The organism is Rhizobium viscosum (assembly GCF_014873945.1).
Classification (GTDB): Bacteria; Pseudomonadota; Alphaproteobacteria; order Rhizobiales; family Rhizobiaceae; genus Rhizobium; species Rhizobium viscosum.
On the sequence record NZ_JADBEC010000002.1, the window covers coordinates 1,784,724 to 1,806,793 of the forward strand.

General features: G+C 60.2%; 16 protein-coding genes. 10 read left to right on the forward strand and 6 right to left on the reverse strand.

The annotated features are described in order from the left end of the window. Nucleotides 1-280: 280 nt before the first annotated feature. Nucleotides 281-1,126, forward strand: coding sequence for a hypothetical protein (locus H4W29_RS29100; RefSeq protein WP_192732240.1), 846 nt, complete (start codon nucleotides 281-283; stop codon nucleotides 1,124-1,126). A gap of 787 nt (nucleotides 1,127-1,913) precedes the next feature. Next, a protein-coding gene (locus H4W29_RS29105) for an IS630 family transposase (protein ID WP_192732241.1) occupies nucleotides 1,914-2,857 on the forward strand; the annotation gives its coding sequence in 2 pieces (ribosomal slippage) (nucleotides 1,914-2,250 and nucleotides 2,250-2,857; 945 coding nt in all). 12 nt (nucleotides 2,858-2,869) lie between these two features. Here H4W29_RS29105 and H4W29_RS29110 read toward each other — a convergent pair. Genes H4W29_RS29110 through H4W29_RS29120 form a run of 3 tightly spaced genes read right to left on the reverse strand, consistent with a single transcriptional unit; the run spans nucleotide 2,870 to nucleotide 7,292 of the window. Next, entirely contained in the window at nucleotides 2,870-4,162 is a 1,293-nt protein-coding gene (locus tag H4W29_RS29110; RefSeq protein ID WP_192732242.1) for an MBL fold metallo-hydrolase, read from the reverse strand. Continuing rightward, nucleotides 4,162-6,273 (reverse strand): S8 family serine peptidase, encoded by a 2,112-nt coding sequence (locus H4W29_RS29115; protein WP_192732243.1) that lies wholly within the window; start codon nucleotides 6,271-6,273, stop codon nucleotides 4,162-4,164. Before H4W29_RS29115 ends, H4W29_RS29110 begins: the two co-directional genes overlap by 1 nt. Nucleotides 6,274-6,284: 11 nt before the next feature. Continuing rightward, a complete protein-coding gene (locus H4W29_RS29120) occupies nucleotides 6,285-7,292 on the reverse strand; it encodes a S1/P1 nuclease (protein WP_192732244.1) in 1,008 nt (335 codons plus the stop codon). A gap of 468 nt (nucleotides 7,293-7,760) precedes the next feature. On the opposite strand from H4W29_RS29120, the gene H4W29_RS29125 reads away from it, so the two are divergent. Next, nucleotides 7,761-8,012 carry a hypothetical protein gene (locus H4W29_RS29125; protein WP_192732245.1) on the forward strand — a complete coding sequence of 84 codons (252 nt, stop codon included), beginning with the start codon at nucleotides 7,761-7,763 and terminating at the stop codon, nucleotides 8,010-8,012. Between the two features lie 63 nt (nucleotides 8,013-8,075). Next, nucleotides 8,076-8,291 (forward strand): hypothetical protein, encoded by a 216-nt coding sequence (locus H4W29_RS29130; RefSeq protein ID WP_192732246.1) that lies wholly within the window; start codon nucleotides 8,076-8,078, stop codon nucleotides 8,289-8,291. Nucleotides 8,292-8,358: 67 nt separating this feature from the next. Here the strand turns inward: H4W29_RS29130 and H4W29_RS29135 are convergent, their stop codons facing one another. From H4W29_RS29135 to H4W29_RS29145, 3 genes are all read right to left on the reverse strand, one after another. Beyond that, a complete protein-coding gene (locus H4W29_RS29135) occupies nucleotides 8,359-9,072 on the reverse strand; it encodes a hypothetical protein (protein ID WP_192732247.1) in 714 nt (237 codons plus the stop codon). After that, nucleotides 9,072-10,847, reverse strand: coding sequence for a caspase family protein (locus tag H4W29_RS29140; RefSeq protein WP_192732248.1), 1,776 nt, complete (start codon nucleotides 10,845-10,847; stop codon nucleotides 9,072-9,074). The genes H4W29_RS29135 and H4W29_RS29140 overlap by 1 nt, the downstream gene beginning before the upstream one ends. A 1,242-nt stretch (nucleotides 10,848-12,089) precedes the next feature. Next, nucleotides 12,090-12,572: an OmpA family protein gene (locus tag H4W29_RS29145; protein ID WP_192732249.1), complete on the reverse strand. Its 483-nt coding sequence runs from the start codon at nucleotides 12,570-12,572 to the stop codon at nucleotides 12,090-12,092. A gap of 398 nt (nucleotides 12,573-12,970) precedes the next feature. On the opposite strand from H4W29_RS29145, the gene H4W29_RS29150 reads away from it, so the two are divergent. The 6 genes from H4W29_RS29150 to H4W29_RS29175 all read left to right on the forward strand — a co-directional run bounded on the left by H4W29_RS29150 (nucleotide 12,971) and on the right by H4W29_RS29175 (nucleotide 22,063). Further along, the gene (locus H4W29_RS29150; RefSeq protein ID WP_192732250.1) at nucleotides 12,971-14,119 is read left to right on the forward strand and encodes a helix-turn-helix transcriptional regulator; all 1,149 of its coding nucleotides are present in this window, start codon (nucleotides 12,971-12,973) and stop codon (nucleotides 14,117-14,119) included. Between the two features lie 431 nt (nucleotides 14,120-14,550). Continuing rightward, on the forward strand, nucleotides 14,551-14,889 hold the full coding sequence (locus H4W29_RS29155; RefSeq protein ID WP_192732251.1) for a hypothetical protein: 339 nt from the start codon (nucleotides 14,551-14,553) through the stop codon (nucleotides 14,887-14,889). A 29-nt stretch (nucleotides 14,890-14,918) separates the two neighbouring features. Then, nucleotides 14,919-15,263 carry a hypothetical protein gene (locus tag H4W29_RS29160; RefSeq protein WP_192732252.1) on the forward strand — a complete coding sequence of 115 codons (345 nt, stop codon included), beginning with the start codon at nucleotides 14,919-14,921 and terminating at the stop codon, nucleotides 15,261-15,263. 309 nt (nucleotides 15,264-15,572) lie between these two features. Beyond that, nucleotides 15,573-16,646 (forward strand): WD40 repeat domain-containing protein, encoded by a 1,074-nt coding sequence (locus H4W29_RS29165; protein ID WP_192732253.1) that lies wholly within the window; start codon nucleotides 15,573-15,575, stop codon nucleotides 16,644-16,646. A gap of 3 nt (nucleotides 16,647-16,649) precedes the next feature. Continuing rightward, nucleotides 16,650-19,556 carry a DUF6603 domain-containing protein gene (locus tag H4W29_RS29170; protein WP_192732254.1) on the forward strand — a complete coding sequence of 969 codons (2,907 nt, stop codon included), beginning with the start codon at nucleotides 16,650-16,652 and terminating at the stop codon, nucleotides 19,554-19,556. Continuing rightward, complete coding sequence (locus H4W29_RS29175; RefSeq protein ID WP_192732255.1) at nucleotides 19,553-22,063, forward strand: hypothetical protein; 2,511 nt, start codon at nucleotides 19,553-19,555, stop codon at nucleotides 22,061-22,063. Before H4W29_RS29170 ends, H4W29_RS29175 begins: the two co-directional genes overlap by 4 nt. Nucleotides 22,064-22,070 lie beyond the last annotated feature (7 nt).

Below are 22,070 nucleotides of genomic sequence, written 5' to 3' on the forward strand. Positions count from 1 at the left end.
TCGATTCATTGAAGAATTCGCTGTTGTGGGTAGTGCAATGACAATGGTTTAACGCGAGATGCACGCGGCCTCAGTAAACGATCACCACTTCAACATAGGCGACCGACAGGCAAATGTTGCGAAAGAGCGTCTGTACATACGATGCCGCAAAAGTATACAGATCTTCCCTTTTCAATTTATATTTGTATGGTAGTCTTTTGCCTGGGGAATTTCTTTGCATACGTCAATATTGACTCGGCGTTCGTCGCTGAGGCCGTCGACTTGTTGCTGCGAGGGGGCGATGAACCTTGGAAAGTATTTATTCGTGCATCTGTCTATCCTCTCGTTGAGCGGATGTGGAACCTTCGTCCCTGACCTGAGAGACTGGCCGAACAATGCGACCGATGCTCAAAGCGAAGCGATGGTTCAGGGCATTGTGCGCGCGATTCGGTGCGAACTGCGTAACGCGGTGACCGCGACTGTCGACGCCGATATCAGGTCGGCGGAGGAGAACAAGACGGCTCCGTCCTCAGAATTCCTCAACAATTGGGGTGCAGAGGTCGCGCTAACTTTAACGGTGTCTGAAAAGACGAACATTGCGCCCGATTTCAGTTGGACGCCTCCCGCGAGCTCGGCCAATATTTTCACCCTGGCAGGTGGAATCGGTGGTTCTGCGGAAGCTACCCGCATCGAAAAGATGAACTTTTTCTATACGATCCGTGATTTGTACTTGCGATCGGGCGAACGATGCGAGTTCAAGCGAGACCCCTCACTGGGGTCCCTTCTCATCGTGAGCGATCTGAAAATTGGCAGTGTGCTGAACTCGCGCATAAACGCCACAGCGTTGGGACAAGCCCCAGGGCCATCCGAAGGCAAGCAGAACGTTCTTTCACATCAGGTCACGTTCGAGGTTGTCTCAGCTGCAAATCTCAATCTCGCATGGACGCTCGAGCGTGCCAGCATCAATCCCGCAGGGGACCTGTTTTCGACGAATCGACACCGAACCCATGATTTGCTCGTGACCTTCGGCCCACTGGACGGTGCTCAAAACGGGCAATCACTGATTGCCATAGCTGAACAATCTCATACTACGTCTCAAATTGCGAGCGGCGTGGCAAGCGGCTTTCGGACAGCGCTATTTCGATAGGAGGAATCTGTGACAACGAAACCGCGAAAATCTAAAGGAGTGAAAACCAGACAGAAGCGTAGCGACGACCAAGATAGCGGAGCGTCAAAAGCCGAGGCTGGGCAGTCCGATGCTACCGAACTATACACCAAACTCTCCAATGCAGCTGAAGCTTTGGTCAATAGCAATGCTGTCATTCTGGAGACTGAAGATAGCGACGATACGATGGTAGGCCGTGTTGCAAGATGTGGCAAGCCTGCGGTGCAAATTCGGGTAATGCCGGATGGTTCACGACTAGAGTGCTACCTCCAGTCTGACTGCACCTATGCGGGATGCGTGCCAGTTCGTTGAAGCATGATGGAACCAATCGCAGCCGTAGCCGTCATATAAATTGCCCCATTGACGGAAAATCTTCTGAGCAAACAGCGAGCCCGCTCTTGTTCTACCGGCATCAACCCGAACGACACCGGAGACTCCGGGGTAGAGGCGACGGATCGTCCGGATGATACGCGGCGGTGAAGTATCCGGTTTGGTTTGCAGGAGCCGGGATCAAGCACCGGGGCACGGGTCTCGTCCATGAACAGCTTGGTCGAGCACGTCAGACCGGCAATCAAGTCAACTCTTCCTGTGCAACGATTAGACCGTTGTGACACCCCGTCGGCGGCGCGTCGTCAGTAGAAAGACAAACTACATCGACCTGGCGCGCTGCGCCGGCGGCTAGGGCACGTCCTGAGATCGATGAATCAATCGTGATGTGACAGCGACATGTTTGGCTGATTCAAATCCCTCCATTGATGGAGGTGGTTCGATGGCCAGAGCGCTCAGTGATGATCTTCGGTTGCGGGTTCTAAAAGCTTCGGACGAGGGCATGTCGGCACGGCAGGCGGCGGCCCGTTTCGGAGTAGGCGTGTCGAGCGCAATCCGCTGGATTGCGCGGGCCAAGATTGGCGAGTTGGCGCCGCGGCCGCAGGGTCGTCGCCGCGCCTCCAGCCTGGATGCGAACGAGGCCTTTATCGTTGGGCTGATCGAGGAGCGCAAAGACATCACGCTGAACGAGATGGTGGAGCGGCTTGCCATCGAGCAATCTGTGCAGATCAGCCGCAGCGCGCTCGGCGCCTGGTTGCAGGGGCGAGGCTGGACATTCAAAAAAAGTCCGCTCATGCATTGGAGCAGGAGCGGCCCGACATCCTGAAACGACGCCAGGACTGGTTCGACGGGCAGCCCGATCTGGAGCCAACGAAGCTCGTTTTTATTGATGAGACCGGCTTGTCGACCAAGATGGCCAGACTGCGCGGCCGTGCTCCACGAGGCCAGCGTTGCCGGGCCGGGGTGCCGCATGGCCACTGGAAGACCACTACCTTCACCGGCGCACTGCGACTGACGGGAATGACTGCCCCTTTTGTGTACGACGGCGCCATGAACAGCACCGTGTTCCTGGCCTATGTTGAACAGGTTTTGGTCCCGACGTTGTCGCGAGGGGACGTCGTTATCATGGATAACTTGCCTGCACACAAGGGTGGCGGTGTACGCGATGCGATCGAGGCAGCAGGCGCAAGCCTTCTCTACCTTCCGCCCTATAGTCCCGATTTTAACCCGATCGAGAACGCCTTTGCCAAGCTCAAGGCGCTGCTGCGTGCCAAAGCGGAGCGAACCGTCAGCGCGCTATGGGACACGGTCGGATCAATCCTACACCTCTTCACAGCGGCCGAATGCGCAAACTACTTTAGCGCAGCCGGATATGAACCGGATTAAACAGGATCTGCTCTAGCTTATGTCGACGACATGCCGATCCGCATTTCTGGCCAGAAAGCGGGCTTTCGTGGTCGAAGCAACACCGCCACCCTGGAAGAAGCCTTCAATCGTCTGCCAGAGCTTCGAATGCTTCGGCTCGCATCGTGCCGTGGAGCAATTGAACCAGAAGGTCGTGCTTTCACCGCCTGCCAGCGGCGCGGCCTCCACGGCCCGGATATATCCTTTCACGACCTCGGGCTCGGGATTATGGTGTTCGCCATCGCCGCAATAGATGTAGTGGCGGGCACGGATCTTCTCGACGAACACCGTAGAATAGCTGTTGTGCGCTCCATGATGGGGCACCTTCAGGACATCGACGTCGAGCCGTTTGTCGTCGCCGATAAGGTTGGCTGCCGTGAGGTATTTCATAAGGCTCTCATCGCCGGCGTCTCCCGTCATCAGGATCCGCCGACCATCGCCTTCAACGAGCAGCACGAGAGACGCCAGGTTGGGGGGCGTAACGTCCCCTTCGATCCCTTTCGTATTCTGTTGGATCCGTCGAGCAAGCTCGGTCGGCGACAGCCCGTTGCGCAGATCGTCGATGTCCTTGCGGTGGCTCTCGCGCAGTTTTCGCAGATATGTCTCGTTGCCCTTCAGCCATGCAATCCACTGCTTACGAAGCTCTTTGAGTTCGACCTTTGTCGGGCCGAGGACCGTAATTTGCATGGAGCCGAGCGCGATCGGATCCTTAGGACGCGCCACCATCATTGCGCCATTGACGTCCGGGTTCAAGGGAATGCCGAGCTGGTCGTCACCGACCCGCCAGTTGACTTCGATCGCGTCGCCGACACTCAGGGCCAGCATCTCGGCACGTTCGGCGGCTCTGGCCGCCTCGGATGTGCCGAGTCCCGCCGCGTTGAGGCCCGCAAGCGCATTGGCGCTTGCGGCAAGCGCCCCATCGAGCTTGATGTCTTCGCTGCGAGCGATATCCTCGAGAAATGCGTTGTGCCAGATCGCGCGAACCTCCGGCGGTCGCGGGGCTGCGGGTTGTTTGAACGGCATGCCGTTGCTCTGCATATGGTCGAATACCCGCCATTTCACCTCGTCGTCCAGCAGCCGCAAGACACCGCCGATATGGTCGCGGTCGATATGCGATACATAGACGACGTCAATGGCTTTGCTGGCATGGCGCAGGGCGGCAAGCGGTGCGGCGATAAACGTATCGTAAGCGTCCGGAAGCCCTGCATCCGCCAGCATTCGCTTGTCGTCGCTCGATGTGATCAGCAGGCAGTCGCCGCTGGCCGCCGGAAATACCTCGATACGCATCAGCGAGCGCCTTTCATCTGTTGTTGAAGTCGATCGGTGAGGTCGTCGACGGGCTGGATCATGCGGAGGACCTCCCGAAGGCAGGCGGTAAGATCGACGACGCCAAAACCTGAGCCGTTGTTCCATTCGTAGCCCGATCCCGGCAGAGGCTGGGACGTCCGCTGGATGATCCCGCCGATCTGGGCGGCGGTGAGCTCCGGGTTCAGCGACAGCATTAGCCCGGCAACCCCGGCGACGTAGGGGCTTGCCATGCTGGTGCCCGTCATCTCGATCCATTTGTTATCCGGATCGAAGCCGCAGGCGGCAACGATTTTTGTCCCTGGAGCGGCAATCTCCGGCTTCATCCTGCCGTCGCGGGTCGGCCCCTGGCTCGAGGAGACATTGATCCTCTCGCGCGTTTCGTCGAGATTTGCCACGCCGATCACGCGCGGGCCGCAAGCAAGCGAGCTCAGTGTCGAATGGTCGACGAACGTGGCGGGCCCGAAAAAGGACGGTAGCCGCCATTGCGCCCGAATGCGTCCTCGAACCGGGTCGTCACGTTCGATCCAGGCATTGTAGCGTCCGTTTCGCACGACTTTACCTGTAAGACGTATTTTCCAGGCGCCGGCCGTAATTCCAACGATCGGATCGGCCATGTATGGGCTTAGATAGATCGAGATTCGGTTATCACCGTTTTTGGGATCGGTAAGCACATTGTAGATCGACACGACAGTGCAATCGGCAAGCAGAAGGTTTTCGACCCTCTGGCCGGGCGAAACGGGACCGATGCGCATTCCTGTCGGCGAAAGCAGCTCGACGTCGAATTCGTCCTGAGCACTGTACCAGATCTCCAGCTCGTTTTCGGAAATGTCCTCCACACCGTCGCCGACGACCAGCCATTCCAGGTCACGTCGCAAAGCAGCCGATGGGATGTGGCCGCTCGAGTGCACGCGACCCGACCAGAAACCGGTGTCGCCTTCATATTCAGGCGCCTCCTGTCCGGCATTTCCCGCAGCAACGCAAATCGACCGCCCGGGTTCGGTCATCGACACGTCGATCCAGCGCGACAGGAAGCCAGAGGCATCGTGCGGGCCGCCGTTCGTGCCGAGACTGATGTTGATCGATATCGCTTCGATATCCGGCCTGGCCTCGGCCAGCGCGAAGAGGTAAGACATGGCATCGACAATGCAGGTCGTGTCGTAAAACGACTTGCTGCGATCCTGGTCCTCGTCGGGAAGCGATATCAGCACCGCCGCAATCTTCGCTTTCTTGCAAAGTCCCGACCGACCTGCCGCGATGCTGGCGACATGGGTGGCATGGGAGCCACGAATTTGCTGGGACTGCGGCGCCAGATCGTAGGGAGAGACCCTCGCCGCCTTTGCCTCCTTCAACGCGAATGCAATGTGTCCGGCAGTCAGTTCGGACCCTCGCCCCTTTGTCTTTCCGGCCCTGTCCTCGGAGACGGGAAGGTCGGGTGGATCGAAAGCATCGCCGCCCTGATCCCATATCGCTATGACGCGCGAATTGCCCGCTTCGTCCAGGAAGTCCTCGTGCGCGAAATCGATGCCGCCGACATCGATGATGCCGATCAAGACGTTCTCGCCGATATTGTCGATTTTTTGATCGTGTCCGCCGACGGTGAGGGAGCCTTCGTTGAACTGCTGGAAACGATGCGCCGATGGCTCCTGGCCTTTGTTGCGGGCCACATGAGGGTTCGGCGCGGAGAGCGTCTCGGCGAGTTCGATTGCCTGTACGACAGGGTCCGAATCCAGCTTGTGCAGGTCCGACACGCGGATCGTGGCGGTGCCAACGCGTCCATTTCGGCGCGTGACCATGGCCGGCGTCTTCGCACTTTCCCGGTTGAGGAGAACGAAGACGTTCACCTCGACGTCCTTTGCCAGCTCAACCTGCTTTGGGCCGCGCGAAATCCTGTCTATGATATGCTTCGATGCCTTCACGCTGTCGCCGGCCGTCAGATTGGCGAGATCCGGGACGGCAAGTTTTTGCGCAGCGGGTTTCAACCGCACCGCGCCGTTCTGCTGCGCGCGAACGGCGTTAACGCTGGAGTCGCCGTTTGCCACGCAACGCAGACGACTGTTGAGTTTGCGCATCCGGTCGAGTGGGTTGACCACCTCCACCTCCTTCAAATAGTGCCAGAGCTTGTTGGTGGTATCAGACCTTCAACAATCCACTTCAGCGCGCCGTTGATCAGGTTTGCCAGCCTCGCCCCAGGGACCGCCGCACGCGCCTGCGCGACGGTTCTCGCGTTCGCGAGATAGCCGGCGGAAAGCCGGTACGGTCCCTTTCCGGGACCGATCTCGGATGCATAGACGTCCTTCTTCGCAATCTCGAAGCCTTCTTCAAACCATCTTTGCGGATCCGAGGTCTCGGCCGCGGTGGGGTCGGCTGGTGGTAGCGTGGCAGCTGCGGCTATTGCGGCTGAAGCCGGCCCGCTGTCGCCGAGCATGCCGTCCCATACGGCATGCTGGCTCGGATCGTCGGCAAGCCCGATGTCGACGAGCTCGCCGTTTCCGCCCCTGTCTCCGTCCGGCAGGTCCTTGGAAAAGCGCTGCGTTGCGTGCAGGGGTTGATGCGCGTCGCCGAGCAGATGCAGCAACCAGACGAGATCGAAGGATTTGAGGTCCTCGGAGGATTTTGGATCCGATAGCGCGGCTGGCAGTACCTTGATTTGCGAGAGGGCGTTCACCGCCGGTGAACCCTTGGTCTGCGTTCCATCCTGCGAAAAGGGAATGTCAAAGTAATGCCAGTAGTCGTGGATCAGGTGATCGACGGTGCCGAGGTTTCTGCTGGCCTGAGGGCTGCCAACCGGGTCATCGCTCCCGCCCTGATAGCAGCCCGGCGCTCCGAGCGTCCTGCAGCTGAGCTCCGCCTTGATGTCGTCGGCCCAGACCGCGGCATTGACGAAGGCGGCCTGCGCGACCTCGTCGGCCGGCAGTCCCTCCATGCCCTTGATCCAGAGAGGATAGGCAAGATGGTGCTTTATCAAACCATCGACCTTTGCGTGCACCGCAGGGGTAAGTTTGCCATAGGCCAACGCGGCGATTTCCTTGTGGCCCATGTCCCACCAGGCGAAGGCCTGGCCGGATGCGAGCGAAAAAGCGGATGCGAGAACGATCCCAAGGCGCCGCACGATCCCTCCCAGCGAAATGGTTGCGCCATCATGATTTCACAAACTGTGCGCGAGTCAAGCGTACCGTGGGTGAATAATGCGCAGTCTTGGTAGCGCAGATCATTGAAAAGCAGCCAAACCGTCAGTCAAAACATCGATTTACATCATATTTATGAAGTGTAATCATGTAACCTATCCACCGACACCGAACACGTTACTCTCCGCATAGAGATTTCTAATCGCACAATTATACAAAAATCACACAATGAAATTGATGTATTTTGATTTTCGGTATCGAATGGGATGGAGATCGATTTCGAGGTGCGGCAGGGTTTTTATATTACTGGGTGGGGGACATCACGGTGGAATGGACGGCAGCGCGCGGTCGCGCCAAGGCGTTGTGGGCGCTCTTCATCTCGCCCTGCCTTATGGTGCTTCGCTACACGGCGGCGGCTCAGGACTACGCCCTTCCAGGCACCACCGCTCGAGTTGAAGGTCACGAGACATCCGCTCGATGCCGCTCACGCCGAGACACTGGAGCTCCTGAAAATATCCAGTTCACCCGAAACGGATGCCAAGTCGCGCACGCTCGCTATCAAGATGCAGAATCTCGCGGCGACCGCGCGGCTCGACCCTGAACAGTCCGCGCTTCTGCGGGCCGACTTCGGAAAACTCCTGGCGCGCGCCAATGTCAGGTCGAACATCTCGCCCTTCGACATCCAGAAAGCGGCTCTTCGATGAGATCGAGATGAGGGACAGTAGCGAGGAAGCCCTTCTGGCGCTCAATGAGAGTCAGTTTCCTCCATGCCGACGACCATGGAGGGCAATGCGCAGCTGCGCGAAATCCTCAGGCGTCTATCGCGTGTGGTTTGCAATGCGCAGTCTTTCTTTCACTTCGTCCTTGTCTCCTACGCGCCGCCACTGTTTTCCGCCGGTCGCGCTGTCGATATCGTCAAACCATTCGAGCGCGGTCTCGATGTAAGCGCGCGGCAGGCGTCCAGGCTCAAGGACTTCCATTAGGTCGGTCAGCATCACGACCAACAGCCGCATACGCAGAACTCTGAAATCTTTGTTCGGCTGGAGGTCATCAGAAAAGCGCAGCCTGATAAAACCATCGGGCCTGGCCGTCTCCATTTGGGTCGGATTGCAGGATTTCGGAGAATGATCCGAAGTCGAGAATGGTCAGATCCTTTTGGCCCTCGGTCATTTTAGAGCCGATTGCTCTCAGCTCTTCTCGAAATATCAGACAGTCACGCCAGGCATCGATATCGGGGTGCGAGTTTACCCATCCGTCCGCGATCGCACTGCGGACGTTTTCCAGACAAGACTCTAGGCGATGATTGCGGTCGAGGGCGTCGACGTCGAGGGTGCCAATATCGCGGCGATACATCTCCACCCACGCCAGAAAGCTGCAGAGACGATAGACATGGCTGACGAACCGGTATTGCTTGTAATGTTCGCCGGCCAGGGCAGTGGGGTCGCGTTTCGTCTGGGTTTTCAGGAGTTGAACGCTATAGCCCCTGGCCGGAGTTTCCGATTTGGCGATGCTATGGAGACCCCCTGAAAGTTCCTCCGCGGCAATGAAGATCGGCATGCGGTATCGCCTGTATATTCCGATCAGGGTCTGACGCGCTTTCCACCGTTCGAATGAGCGGACGGCGAGCACATCTTTAAGGTAGAGCGCAATCAGTGTGCCGAACGTCGAAACGAAAGCCCCGATAACCGAGGCGGTGAGGATGTCTTTGATCGTCAGGGCTTGCACAAACGATCCCCGAACAAGTCCCATTTGGTCCGCTGCCATTACGCGGCTCTCCATGGCACCTCGGACTGAAGGACCGCGGTCGGTCCCAGGATCTGCGGCTTCTGGTTATATTGCAGGTCTTCCAGCCGGCCGCGTGTCTTGTCGACAAGGTCTTCGAAGGTAACCTTGCCTGCGCTTCGCAAGATGCTGGCAAGACTGTAGGTGAACGCACCATAGCTTGTGGCGCCGTGTCTGTATTCGTACGACAGTTGGTCCTCGCCGCATGCCTCTATGATAAGGGGAAGATACGGGCCTGCCGCGAGCGCCGGGTCTTGCTTTTTGAGGCGGTTGTATTCCCGTGACGAAGTACCTCGCAGCATGGACGCACGACCGATCCTCTCGCTTGCGCCAGAATTCCCGAAATACGTTGCTTCGACGTCTTTTTTGGGACTGAATTCATCGACAATCCTTTGGAAGTCGCGGCTCACCCACATTTGGGTTTTGCTATCCCATTTCAGTTCCCGGTGCCTGATGTCGTCCGGTGGCGTGATCCCGCGGGGCCGTGCGCCGCCATCGCGATGAATACCACCCGAATGGCAGCAATCGAATATCATGATCAACCGGGTGTCATAGGGCAGCTGGCTGTAGAGCTCGTATATCTGATCGTCGGCGACGTAGGTCTCCGGGGACCAGTTGAAGTCCCAGGGCACGAGCGTCTCGACATAGTGGTCAGGTTCGAAATTGTTGCCGTATTCTGGAACCCTGGCTCCGTGACCGCTGTAGTAGAATATCAATTCGTCACCCGGCTTTGGATCATCCAACAGCCACTGCAGGCGCGACTTGATACCCTCGGCTGTCGCGCGCTTGTCGAGACATGTGCGGATGGCTTCGGGTGGCACGCCGCAATCCTGGAGAACGGAGCTCATCATGAAGACGTCGTTGATGCAGCCTTCGAGCCGGTTCGCAGGATCCGGATAGTCGTTTATGCCGACGAGCAGTGCTTTCTGACGCTTGCGATCCTTGCCCTCTACGGAACGGGTCTGGGCCACCACCGAAGGTGCGAAGACCCTCGCGTTCGTCGTTTCAGCGGCGATGGACCGCCACACGTTTGAAATTGTCGCCGGGTTTGTCAGGTAACCAACCGCCGAGTGATCTGCGACACCTTCATCATCGAAAGGCGTGTCGGTCTGGCTGAAGTTACGCGCGTCCGGGAGCCTTATCGGTGCCGTGAAGACGTCGTCGTGAACGTTGTAGAGGTGGTACCAGAATTCCACGTCAAGGGGCTGGATTCGGCCATTGGTCAGGTTGCGAATGACGAATGGATTGCCGATTTGCGAGCCGAACGTGACATAGTGTGCGCGGCTGAGGATGTCGGCCAACTCTTGGGATTTCGCATCGCTGTGAGCGAACGCGTTATATGTAATCAGAGAGCCGAGGCTGTGGGCGAGAATGACATCCGGCTTGTGATCCAGAATTGCGTCGTAGACGCGCTTGCGCGTCTTTCTTTTGAAAGTCTCGTCCTCCACCCAGGCAACCACATATCCTGCCGTCCATTTGATCCTGTCGGAGATATCCGAGACGATGCCGCGTTCTCGTCTGAACGTTTCGGTAGCGCCGCTCTTTGCAAGCTTCCAGATGGCCGAAACGCTTTCTGCAAAGCTGATTTCCGTCTTCTCGAATATGTCGTCATAGGTCATGAATTCGGGTCTAATCGATAGGCCGGGCACTTTGGGAAAAGCGGTTTCCAGAGCGTCGGTCCATATCTGCGCCCACGCTGATGCCCTTTGGTCGCCAAGTCCGTGCACCCCTAGTATTTTCAGCTTCCTATCCGCCATTGTCCCCTCCCGGCGCTTGGAAATGTGATCGTCGCGTTGCCCGTGACGCAGTCAGGGCGCCGATCGCTGCGATCCCAGTCAACATTTTCCGGACTTCCAAACCGTTTGTGGAGAAGGGGCCAGGTGCTGGATGCGGCAATGCCTCTACGCTTAGAGCTATTCAACTATTGGGCACATTCAGAGGAAATGCAACCGCTGTAATCCGTTTGCGCTATCTGCTGGTGGTCGCCGAGAAGGTCATTTGTTGTCCATGCCAACCGCCACGGAGATATCATCCATTTGGTCCGATCGCCCGAGCGGCCTAGCAGGCGAGAACGGCGATGCGATGCGAACCGATCGTCAAGTCGGGGTCGCCACCTTACCCATTATCGGTGATCGCTCATCCTTGCGATAACCTTTGGTTTGACATCGGCGGTGCCTTGATGGCCGCTGCCTCAGGCAATCGAAATAGTCGCAACCACAAATTCGGATCGCGGATGCGGTATCGACAGCAGACGATGTATAAAGCAAAGCCACAGCTGCATATGCAAACTTGCGAAAACGTGTTAGATAACGTTGCGAGAAAGAATACATATATTCGACCAGACGCAAGTTACGCCTGTTTTCCACGGCTCCCAAGCATTGCACTTTAGATCCCGGTGCAGCTATTAAGATAGCTACGATCTATAGTGCACTTTTATGGTGCCGTGTCGAGTCTACTCACGCGACTAGCGCCAGTTATTGTTCGATGCCGAAGCGAGAACTGTCGACGCCTAAAATCTTATTGTGGCGTTATTTCGAGCAAAACCGGCAATTTATCCTCCCACTCCCGTCCGGAAGAAACCTCCAACAAGCTCGAAAAATCAGTTATTTCCGTGATCTTCCCGGAATATGGTGCGTCCCCAAATGCCCTAGGGCATCCAGCGGGATAATTGTGCATCACGCTCGGTCATTCTTGATCACGGTGCAGCACAGTGGAGCAGGATGCTACGACGTCTCATCTGCGCCGCTAACGCCAAAGTTCTGAAGGCGTGGCGGTAGGCAGCCGGTGGGGCAGGGAATTGGACGCTGGAGCGAGGCTGCTGCCGCAAGGCTGACCCGTGCTCATCCGGCCTTGGCGATGATCGCGCTGCCTGAATTGGGTATATGCGCGAACTCCTGCGTTTCGATCTAAAGCCGTCCACCGCTAGGTGAGTGAAGCAGACTTTGACCGCTGTGAGGCCGACGCTCCGATCGGCGGAGCTACGGACTAGCGAATTGATGTTACGGACCGGGCGTGAAAACCATTCCGATGAAATGCACGCGACGATTGTCTCTACGCTGCTCCTCGTTCTGCGGAACAAGATGCACGAGATCGGCGGAGCCGCACGCGATCGTCTGGATATCTACGTTCTGCATGGAGGCGAGATCGACTGGCGGCACATAACCTTGAGCTTGGAGACGATTGAAGAGTTCGTTGAAAAGCCAGGCCTGTGCGCTCTCAGCACGCAATTGACTTGCTTCCAATTCCTGAGCCCGCCGCTGCTCGGACGACAGGCCTGCAGAGTCGACACGATCAGAGTGGCCCACAATAATAACTTGGCAAAATCTATTCGCCGCGGGATCACTTTCTGCCGTCACGGCCGATTCAACGAAGACTTCGAGCAGATCACGAACCGTTTGGCTAAGCTCAGCGTGCAACGCCGGAAAATCAAACCGTTGCGGTGCATAGCCGGAGCAAGGTACGTCTCCGAGATTGACTTTCATTTGGCTCTCCCTAGCTGGTCGGATGCGACAGGTCCATTGCCAGTTGGCCACGAACAATCACTCAGGTCACGCTGTCAACCGCCGAAAGTTCGGTTGCAGCCGGAACAGGCAACATCAAGAATCAACTCGTTCCAGTTCCGAAACGCCATCCCCGGTTCTCCCACCCATTGACGAAAATCAACGCCCCTAACAGCCCGAGGTGCTCGCCGGAATGGTCTGGACTTTCTCCAGACGGGGTCAAGTCTTTCAACTTCCGTTAATCATTCAGCCGCCGATACAAGATCCTTTCAACAAATCATATTGCACCGCGGTCGTCATCGTATGAACGTATGATACCAGTGGTATTGTCTGACCGAAACCATCAGAGGTTTAAACTTGTTGCTTCACGGAATGGTGCGATGACGGAACTGTCGAATCCTGCATTATCGGAGCTAATTGGTACAATCTACGATTGTACACTCGACGCTTCGAAATGGGATCAAGCGCTTGAATTCATTGTTGGGGTATTTGCCTGTGAAAAGGCAATTCTGTCGCTCAATGATCTGATTGAAGATCGGATCCTGATCAAGAAAAGCGTGGGATGGGAGCCGTTCTGGCTGTATGAGCGGGAGAAACACCTTCCCGAAATTCACGGCAAGCTTAGTGCTTGGCTTCTGCGCCACCCTGATCTCAATAACCCCTTCGTTGCATCGCGGGAAATTCCACCGACGGACCTCGAAGCATCGGCATATCTGCAGAAGTGTCTGAGACCCCAAGGCATTGTGGACGTTGCGCATTTTTTTATGATTTCCACGCGCACTCATTTCTCGGAGTTGGTGTTGTTTTGGGCGGAGCAACATGGCTCAGTGATTGAGCGCGCGATTGAATTGGGAGCGTTGCTGCTGCCGCATCTCCGACGCGCCGTAACAATCAGCAACGTGCTCGGCATCCGCACGATTGAACGCACATGGATGGCCAGCACACTGGACGCGCTACGCCAGGGGGTTGTGTTGGTAGATGGCCACGGCGCCATCCTGCACGCCAACCGGTCGGCCGAGCACATGCTGCAGAACGGCAGCCCTATCGAGGGTGTCGGCGGGGTTCTTCGTGCCAAGCGCCGCACGGCCAACACTGAACTCTCCAAAGCTCTTACGCTTGCGGCGCGGGATGAGTCGACTATTGGAGATGCCGGCACTGCGATCTGCCTTACGGAGCAAAACTTGCCGCAGATCTTCGCGCACGTTCTGCCGATGGGAGGTGGTCAACTGCGTTCTGAAATGCAGCCAGGCGCGGCGGCAGCGGTGTTTATCGATGCATCGCCGGACGGGCAAAGCAGCGCGGACGCACTTGCATCCGCATTCAGGCTGACAGAGGCCGAAACCCGCGTCCTCGCTAGCCTCGTTGCAGGACGCTCACTGTCGGAGACTGCAACCGAACTCGGTATCGCCCACACGACAGCAAGGACGCATCTCACCCATATTTTCGAGAAGACTGGTGTCTCACGTCAGGCCGATCTCATACGTCTGGCAATGCAAGCTGCTCATTCTAGGCCGGTTAGTAGCCGCTGAGACGATGATCCAATGCACGGCCGCTGGCGAGGGGTGGTAAGGAGCTCCGCCTGGCCGCCTGCATCCGTCTGGGACCCGTAATGTTGCTCCAAAATCGCCCCGATCCGCCAAATCTGAGAGCGGCGTTCTTCACTGAAGAGACGTCCTTTTTGGCGTGTTGGTTTGGATTGGTATCGTACGTTTGTATGACGACAGGAGGTTAGCTGACGCCTATGTTGACTGTGACGCCGGTGGGGCTCCCTGAGGCTCCCGAGCCATGTCGATGTCCCGCAGCGTCAAAGTAGCGGTAAAAAACCGCAGCGATCATTCAATTTGTCCGTTCGAGCAAGGATCTAGTGCAGGGCCAGTGGATGGCCGGCTGGGCGTCCGATAGCCATAAACTGTTGGGCCGAAGCGGCCGTTACCCACGATAGGATCGAGGTATAGCAACAATGTCAGCGATGTTCCTCTTTACTGAGCAAGGCATTTTGGTCAATCCGGACCCGTCGGACAATCCTGATAGTCATCATGTCCCCTCACACGAGGCAGGGACCCAGATCAATTTCCAGGTGATGAATATCGGGGATGAAGATGGTGTCGCCGAGGTTGGAGTCGAGCTGGACGGTAACTTCGTCACACAGTTTTCTTCCAACCTCCTTCCCCCAGGCGGAACTGAAGTCGGCTTTGTAAGTCTCGGCCGTCTAGAAACGGGTACGCACACGGTGTTGGTGTTTGTGAATCCGGGCGCCGGCACAGCTGATCATCTGACAAATACCTTCGATGTCATTTGACGGATCCGGGTCAACAATGGGGTATTACGATGTCATCTGCGACCTGCGAAGTCTTTCCGCCAACTATCGCCACGATAGCAGACGGTATCAAGGTTTATCGCTGTACAGGAATTGTAGCGACGATCAACGACACGGATGCCGATATCTTCTACAATGTAGATCTTATCCTTATGGATTCGTTAGGTCATCGCGTGGTGACGGAGCAGCGCGACATTGTGGCCCCGCCGGGATCAGCTTCGTCGGGACCGTTCTTCGCCGACATTCTCGCGGATCAATTCTTCAGCGGCGACACCGTTACTTTCACCGGTCAAATAGGGGTCACCGCCGGCTTCGCCGGGACGGATTTCAAGCAGAGCCAAGTGCTGATCGAGTAACCAACAAATTTGGCTCGGCGCAGCGATGAAACGCCATAAGCAGACTTGAAGCGCGTCCCGCTCAATGCCGGTTCGGCGAACTACACGCCGGTGAGTCTTCCGGCGGCGCAGTTCATGCTCCGAGCACCTGACGAGCCGCTGAACTTAGGCAATACGCCATCGGCGGAGTTGGTGTTCCTGACGGTGCAATAGAATGTAAATGCTCCGCTTGGAGGCGCTGGCTTCGATTTGTGGCTCAAGGTGGATCCGGGCCCGTCCGGAAGATCGGCGCTCTGATGGCAGTCCGCAGATCGACCTGAGGAGGTGATTATGGGTCAACCCGGAAACGTCGCGCTCACCGTCGAACATGATGGGTCCGTCGAGGCGATCGCCTTCAGTCCGGACGGCAGCCGGTTCGCCAGCGGTGGCGGCGACACAATGTTGCGGGTGCGCACCGTAGGCACCGGGGCACCCCTGGACGTTCCCAGCGAGGGGTTCGTGTCCAGCATCGCGTTCAGCCCTGACGCGACGACATTCGCCGTTGCGGATTTCGAGCAGGTCCACGTCCGCGACGGCTCAACCGGAGCTGCGATCTGGAGCGGACCGATCGAAGCGGGCACCTCGGTCAACGTGGTCCGCTTTACCCCGGATGGCACGATGCTGGTCGCCGCTACCGACATGGTGGTGGCCCTGTTCGACAGCGCGAACGGGGCGCCGGGGCTGCGTATTCCCGTCGACCGGCCGCTCATCGCCGATCTCGACCTGAGCCGCGACGGCACCAGGATCGCTCTGGCGATCGACGAACGCCATGGCGGCGATCACCGAAATGCCGGTTCCGCGCGCGTACTCGAAGTGGCCACCGGCACCGAGCTGGGGCGGCTCACTCCGGACAATGCCGTTTTTGCCGTCGCGTTCAATCCGGACGGCTCCGTGGTTCTGTGTAGCGCCGCCGACGATACCGTCCGGATGTTCGAGGCGGAAGGCGGAGCGCAACTGTGGCCAACCGAGGACGAGGTCGACGAAGACGTCACCGCACCGAATTCTGTGGCATTCGATCCCAGGGGCCGGTGGATCGTGGTCGGCGGCGCAGACGGTTTCGCCCGGATACTGGAGGCGGAGTCCGGGGTGGAGCGGGGGCGGGCGCCCAAGGCACCCCCAGGGCTCCCCGACCCGGGTTTCGGTGCGGTAACCCATGTGGCGTTTGGCCCGAACGGCAAGGTGGCGGCCAGCGCCTCTATCGACAATGTGGTGCGCCTCTTCAACCTGGACGGCAAGGAACACTATGCCGTCAACACCGACGAAGTGCTTGCGATGGCTTTCAGCCCGGACGGACGCTGGCTGGGGTTGGGCTGCCGCGGCCACGCCGTTGTAATCGACAACGGCGACTTCGGCGCAGTGGGGTGAGTCATGGACCCTCACGAACTACTGGATCAGGTCGGTAGCAGGCTGCTCGCACTGGCGGAACACGCCGTCAACAGCCTGGTCCAGCAACTGCCTCAGCTCGGAGACGACCCGTCGGCTGCCGGCACGGTGTTGGCCGGCCGGCTCCTGTCGGTCCATGACCGGCTGCCCGCGGGGAATTCGCTGGTCGACCTTTTTCGCCAAATGTTCGGCAACCTGGAGGCCGGCTCATCCGTGCGGCTTCACGGCTGGCGGCGGGCGCCCGATGCGCCGCCCGGGCTCGCGCTGGTGCTGAGCGACCCCACCGATCCGGCGGCAGGGCGCGCCGTGCTCGGGGTGACGCCGGGCGGTCCGATATTTGACCTGGTCGTTACTCCGGGAGCCAGCCTGTCGATGTTGCCGACTCCCGGGCCGTGGACGGCAAGACCCACGATCGCCACTCCCGAAGGCTGGGATGCTGCCTTCGGTCCCGGCCTGGACCCGATCGTTCCGAATGGGACCGTGTCCGTTCGGGTCGAGCGGGCCGAACGGCTGTCGGTCGGGATGAGCGAAGGGCCTGGAATGAGCGTGGCCGGCATCGTCCTGAGCGTCGCCGCGACGCCGGGGCAGCCGCCGCATGTCGAGATGGAGCTGCGCGGCCTCACCGTCGCCATCCTGCCAAAGGTCCTCGCTGACCTGCTCGGCGCCCGCGGTGCGATGGCGGGCGGCCCCGGTGCCGTCAACGTCACTATCCGGGCTGATCGGGTCGGCGGACTGCGGTTTGTCGACACCGGCACCTTGAACGTCCCGCTGCCGCTCCGGCTGAATGTGCCAGGAGTCCGCACCCGTGGTGCGGCCATCAAGTTGAGTATCGACGGCGGTGTCCCGCGGCTTGCCTTGTCTATGTCAGCCGCAGCCGACTTGCCCGGGCTGCCGTTGCACGTCTCGCTGGATGGAGCCGGCATCGATCTCCCGGTGGTCCTGTCGCCCACGACACCTCTGGGCATTGATCCGAACGGGCTCGAGGAGGTGTTCCCGGAAGGCCTTGCCACTGAACTTAGGCTGCCGCCCGTATCTGGTGGCGGCGTCGTCCGTCGGACGGAAGACGGCTATGCCGGACTGATCTCCCTGGATCTGGGCGTGTTGCGGTTGCAGGCCATCGCCCTGCTCCGGCCGCCTGTCGGGAGCGATCCGATCAGTTTCCTCGCGCTGCTCTCTGCTACGTTCCCGGCTCCGGGCCTGCAATTGGGGCTGGGCTTCGCGCTGGACGCGGTAGGAGGACTTATCGGCGTCCATCGTAGCGTCGAGGTCAACGAATTACAGCGGCTGATCATGGACGGCAATGCCGACCGGGTGCTGTTTCCGGACAATGCCGTCGAGCGTGCCCGGGAGATCGTCGGATCGCTGGAAGCTGCGTTCCCGATCACCCCCGGCCGAATGCTTGTCGGGCCGATGGTGCGCATCACCTGGGGCGCACGCATCGTGTCGCTGTCGGGAGCGCTAATCCTGGAACTGCCCGCACCGGCGCGCGCGATACTGGTCGGGCGCCTCCTCATCTGCTTGCCCGATCCCTTTGTGCCGTTGATCCGGCTCCAGGCCAGCGTGCTCGGCCGGGTCGACCCCAGCGTTCCCGTGGTCGAATTGCTCGTATCGCTGACCGGATCCTGGATCGTCGGGCTCGCCGTGCGCGGCGAAATGTACATGCTCGTGCGCGGCGGTCACGACCCCGTATTCGTCTTGTCGGCCGGCGGCTTCCATCCCCGTTACACGCGCCCCGCCGGGGTGCCGGCGCTCAGCAGCCTACAGATCGATCTTGCCCCGAGCCTCGTGTTCGGGTTGCGGATGGAGGCCTATCTCGCGGTGACCTCCAATGCCGTCATGTTCGGCGGCCAAGTGCAGCTGGACGCGACGATCGCCGAATGCGGCGTGCAGGGTTGGCTCGGTCTGGACGCACTGTTCGTCTTTGACCCGGTTTTCGCGTTCTCGGTGCGTGTACGCGCGGGCGTGGCCGTCCGTGCGTTCGGCAGGCGGCTGGCCAGCGTCGGGCTGGATTTTACCCTCGAGGGACCGGCCCATTGGCATGCCTTCGGCACAGGCAGCATCTCGGTGCTGTTCTGGGATGTCGAATTGGACTTTGACATCGTTTGGGGTCAGCCGGCGGTGGGTCAGGAAGGCGGGCGCGATCCGATCGAGTCCCTGCGTGTAGCCGTGGGCATGGCTCAAGCCTGGATGGCGGAGCGACCGCAGACGGAGCGCAGTGCACTCATGCTCACCCCGGAGGCCAACAAGAAGCTCGCCAAAGGCGACATCGTGCATCCGGATGCCACCCTACGCGTGACCCAGACAGTGGTTCCGCTGGGCGTCCCGATCACCCGGTTCGAACGCCGCCAGGTGCCGGTGCAGACGTGGACGATCAAGGTGGTGACCCTCGGCCAGAGTACCGTCGACGTAGCAGGAAATCCGAACAAGTTCCCCGCGCTGGCCGAACGGTTCGTCCCCGGCGAGTATTTCGAGCTTACCGAGGACCAGCAGCTCAGCGGACCCGCCTTCGTCAATCACGCCGGCGGCGTGCGGGTAGACACGGACGGCGTTTCCGTCGGCGTCGGACACCGGGTCGACGACCGCTACGAGACTGCCTACGAGCCTCCTCCTCCTCTCCCGGCGCGGGAGTTCTCAGGCTGGGCTGGGCGCTACCGTGGCGAGGCAGTATATGCGGTCAGCGTGGCCGAGCGGCTGGAGCGCTGGCGCAGCTCCGACGCCACTGTGCGGGTGCGTCGGCCGACGCTGAGTGTGGCGGCCGTCAATGACCTGAGGCCCATGCTCAGCGACGTCTCGCTGGTCAATGCCACGGCGAATGTCTGGGAAGCGTTGCACCAACGGCTGGACACGGACCTGGCCGTGCAGCTCGTCGAGAGCTGGGAGCTGAACTCATGAGCACCCGGTGGTTCTTCTCCTCGGTGCAGGTAGGGGCGTCAGCCTCGGCGAGAGAACGCTCGCTGAAAACGTCCGTGACGTTTGCGCGCGAAATCGACGGCCGGAAAGACGAGGAGCCGGCCGACGGGCCAACGCTGTCGCTGCTCGGCCCGGAAGACGTCCTCGGTTTCGACCGGACGATGGTCCTGCGGGAGGAGCCGCCCCCAGGCGCGGCACCGGCCGCGGAGAACATTCTGGCCAGCATCGAACTGGCACATGCGGACTTGCCGTGGCTGCTGTCCCCCGGATCCGGCCAAAATCCGCCCCGGCGGATTCAGCCGTGGTTCGTGCTGGTGGTGCTCGACGACGATGAGGCCCAGCCGCCGCGCGAGGGTGACCCGCTGCCGGTGCTCACCGCGCCGGTCGCCGCGCTCCCCCCGCTGGCCGATCGGTGGGCGTGGGCGCATGTCGAGGCGCGCCTTGACGACGGCATCGCGGAGTTCGACGCCGCAAGACGCCTTGTCGAGTTGGGCGCGCGCCAGCACTCGGCCCAAGTGATCGCGCGCCTGGTATGTCCGCGAAGGCTGAAGCCGGACCGGGGATGGATAGCCGCCGTTGTCCCCGCCACCGAGGCCGGCCGGAAGGCGGGGCTGGCCGAGACTCCAGTGGGGTCGGCCACGGTTGATGCCTGGCCGTCGGTCGGCGGCGGTACCGTGGAGCTTCCCGTTTACCATTGGTGGCGTTTCCGCACCGGGAAGGAGGGCACTTTCGAGGAGCTGGCGCGGCGGTTGAAGTTTCGGCATGCCGCTGAGGCCGGGCTCGGCACCCGAACCGTCGACGTCAGCCAACCATGGTCGCCCGAGCAGGGGGGCGGCACGGTCACGGTCGCCCTTGATGGCGCGTTGCGGGTCCCGGGGTCGGCGGCGTCCGAGGTTTGGTCGGATAGCGCCGCGCAGGAGACCTTCAAAGCCGTGGCCAGGAAGCGCCTCGACGAGCCGGCCAGGCGCCGCGACGAGATCGGCGATCCGGAAGCAGACCCGGATACCGTTGCGGTCGCGCCGCCGCTGTACGGCAGCGACCACACCGGCCAGCAGACCGTGCCTGCCAACCCCGAGAGCTGGATGACCACACTCAATCTCGAGATCCGCCGGCGCGCGGCCGCCGCGCTCGGGGCCCGCTACGTCCAGCTGGAACAGGAATTCCTGATGGCCCGAGCGTGGGAGCAGGTCGGCGAGATACGGGAGGCGAACAGACTGCTGGCAGTTACGGAATTGGCCGCAGCGGTGGCGGAGCAGGCCCAGCACAAGCATCTGGACCCGCTGGACGCATCCGATCTGGTCGCCGTGATGGCTCCGGCGAGCAAACGCATGCGGCTGCCCGCGGCCGTCACCGGTCTCAACGCATCGGCTACTTTGGCGGCCACGCTGGCTGGATCCCCGGTGCTGGCAGGAGCGGCGACTTCCTCCTTTGCCCGGCTGACCCGCCGCGGCGGGGCGTTGTCGCGCCGCGCCGCCCGCGGTGCGAACCGCGCTGACAATGCCAGGACCGTTCCGGTCATCACGCAGGAGCTGCTCCAGATGGAAGTGATGAACGTGGACGCGCCTGACGCCGGCTTGCCGGGGGAGATGCGTGCCCTGCTCAAACCGTTCCCGCTGCAGTGGCGGCGTCTGGCCGACCGCATCCCCATTGCAGCCGTGGCAAGCCGCACCGATACGGAGGCCCGGCCACTGCGGCCGATCATGGCTCACCCCACCTTTGCCGTTCCGGTCGCCACGGAACTGCTGGCCCTTTGGCCGGAGTGGGCCGTCCCGGGCATAGGAGCGTTACCGCTGAATTGCGTGACATTGCTGGAGACCAATCCTGAGTTTTGCGCCGCCCTGCTGGTGGGGCTCAATCACGAATTCAACCGGGAACTGTTGTGGCGCGAATTCCCCACCGACCAGCGCGGCACGTCCTTCGCCCGGTTTTGGCCTACGGCCGGAGCCGATATCGACGAAATCGCCCGTTGGCCTTTGGACGCCCCGTTGGGCAGTCAACTTCGCGCTGCCGGCGAGGGCAGCCTAGCTTTGCCCGTGCGCGGCGAATTGCTCCGGCGGTTCCCGGGCACGGAGCTGGTTGCGGTGCCCGGCCAAGGCGGCAAGCTGCCCGAAACGTTCAACGGGGTGGCGGCTACCCCGCTTGCTCTGGACGAGTCCACGGTTCTGTACCTCTTCGACGGAATCGGAAGGGAGCGGGCTATTGCGGAAGACTGGTTCTTTGTTTTCCGGGAACCGATGCGTGGCACGCAGTTCGGCTTCGACACCGGTGCGCAGCCTCCGGAGATGGAGACATGGGCCGATCTCACCTGGAGCGGTGTCCGTGTGGACGCCGCCAGATGCATAATTCTGGCCCAGGAAATCGCCCCGCCGAAATGCTTGCCGCCGGCCGACCCGCCGATGTGGGGGCGGGATGCCGCGGACATGGCCAGAATTGCCTACCAGCAGCCGTTTCAGCTGGCCTTCCGGGCCGCGGCGATGCTGGGTGCCTGACTTTGGC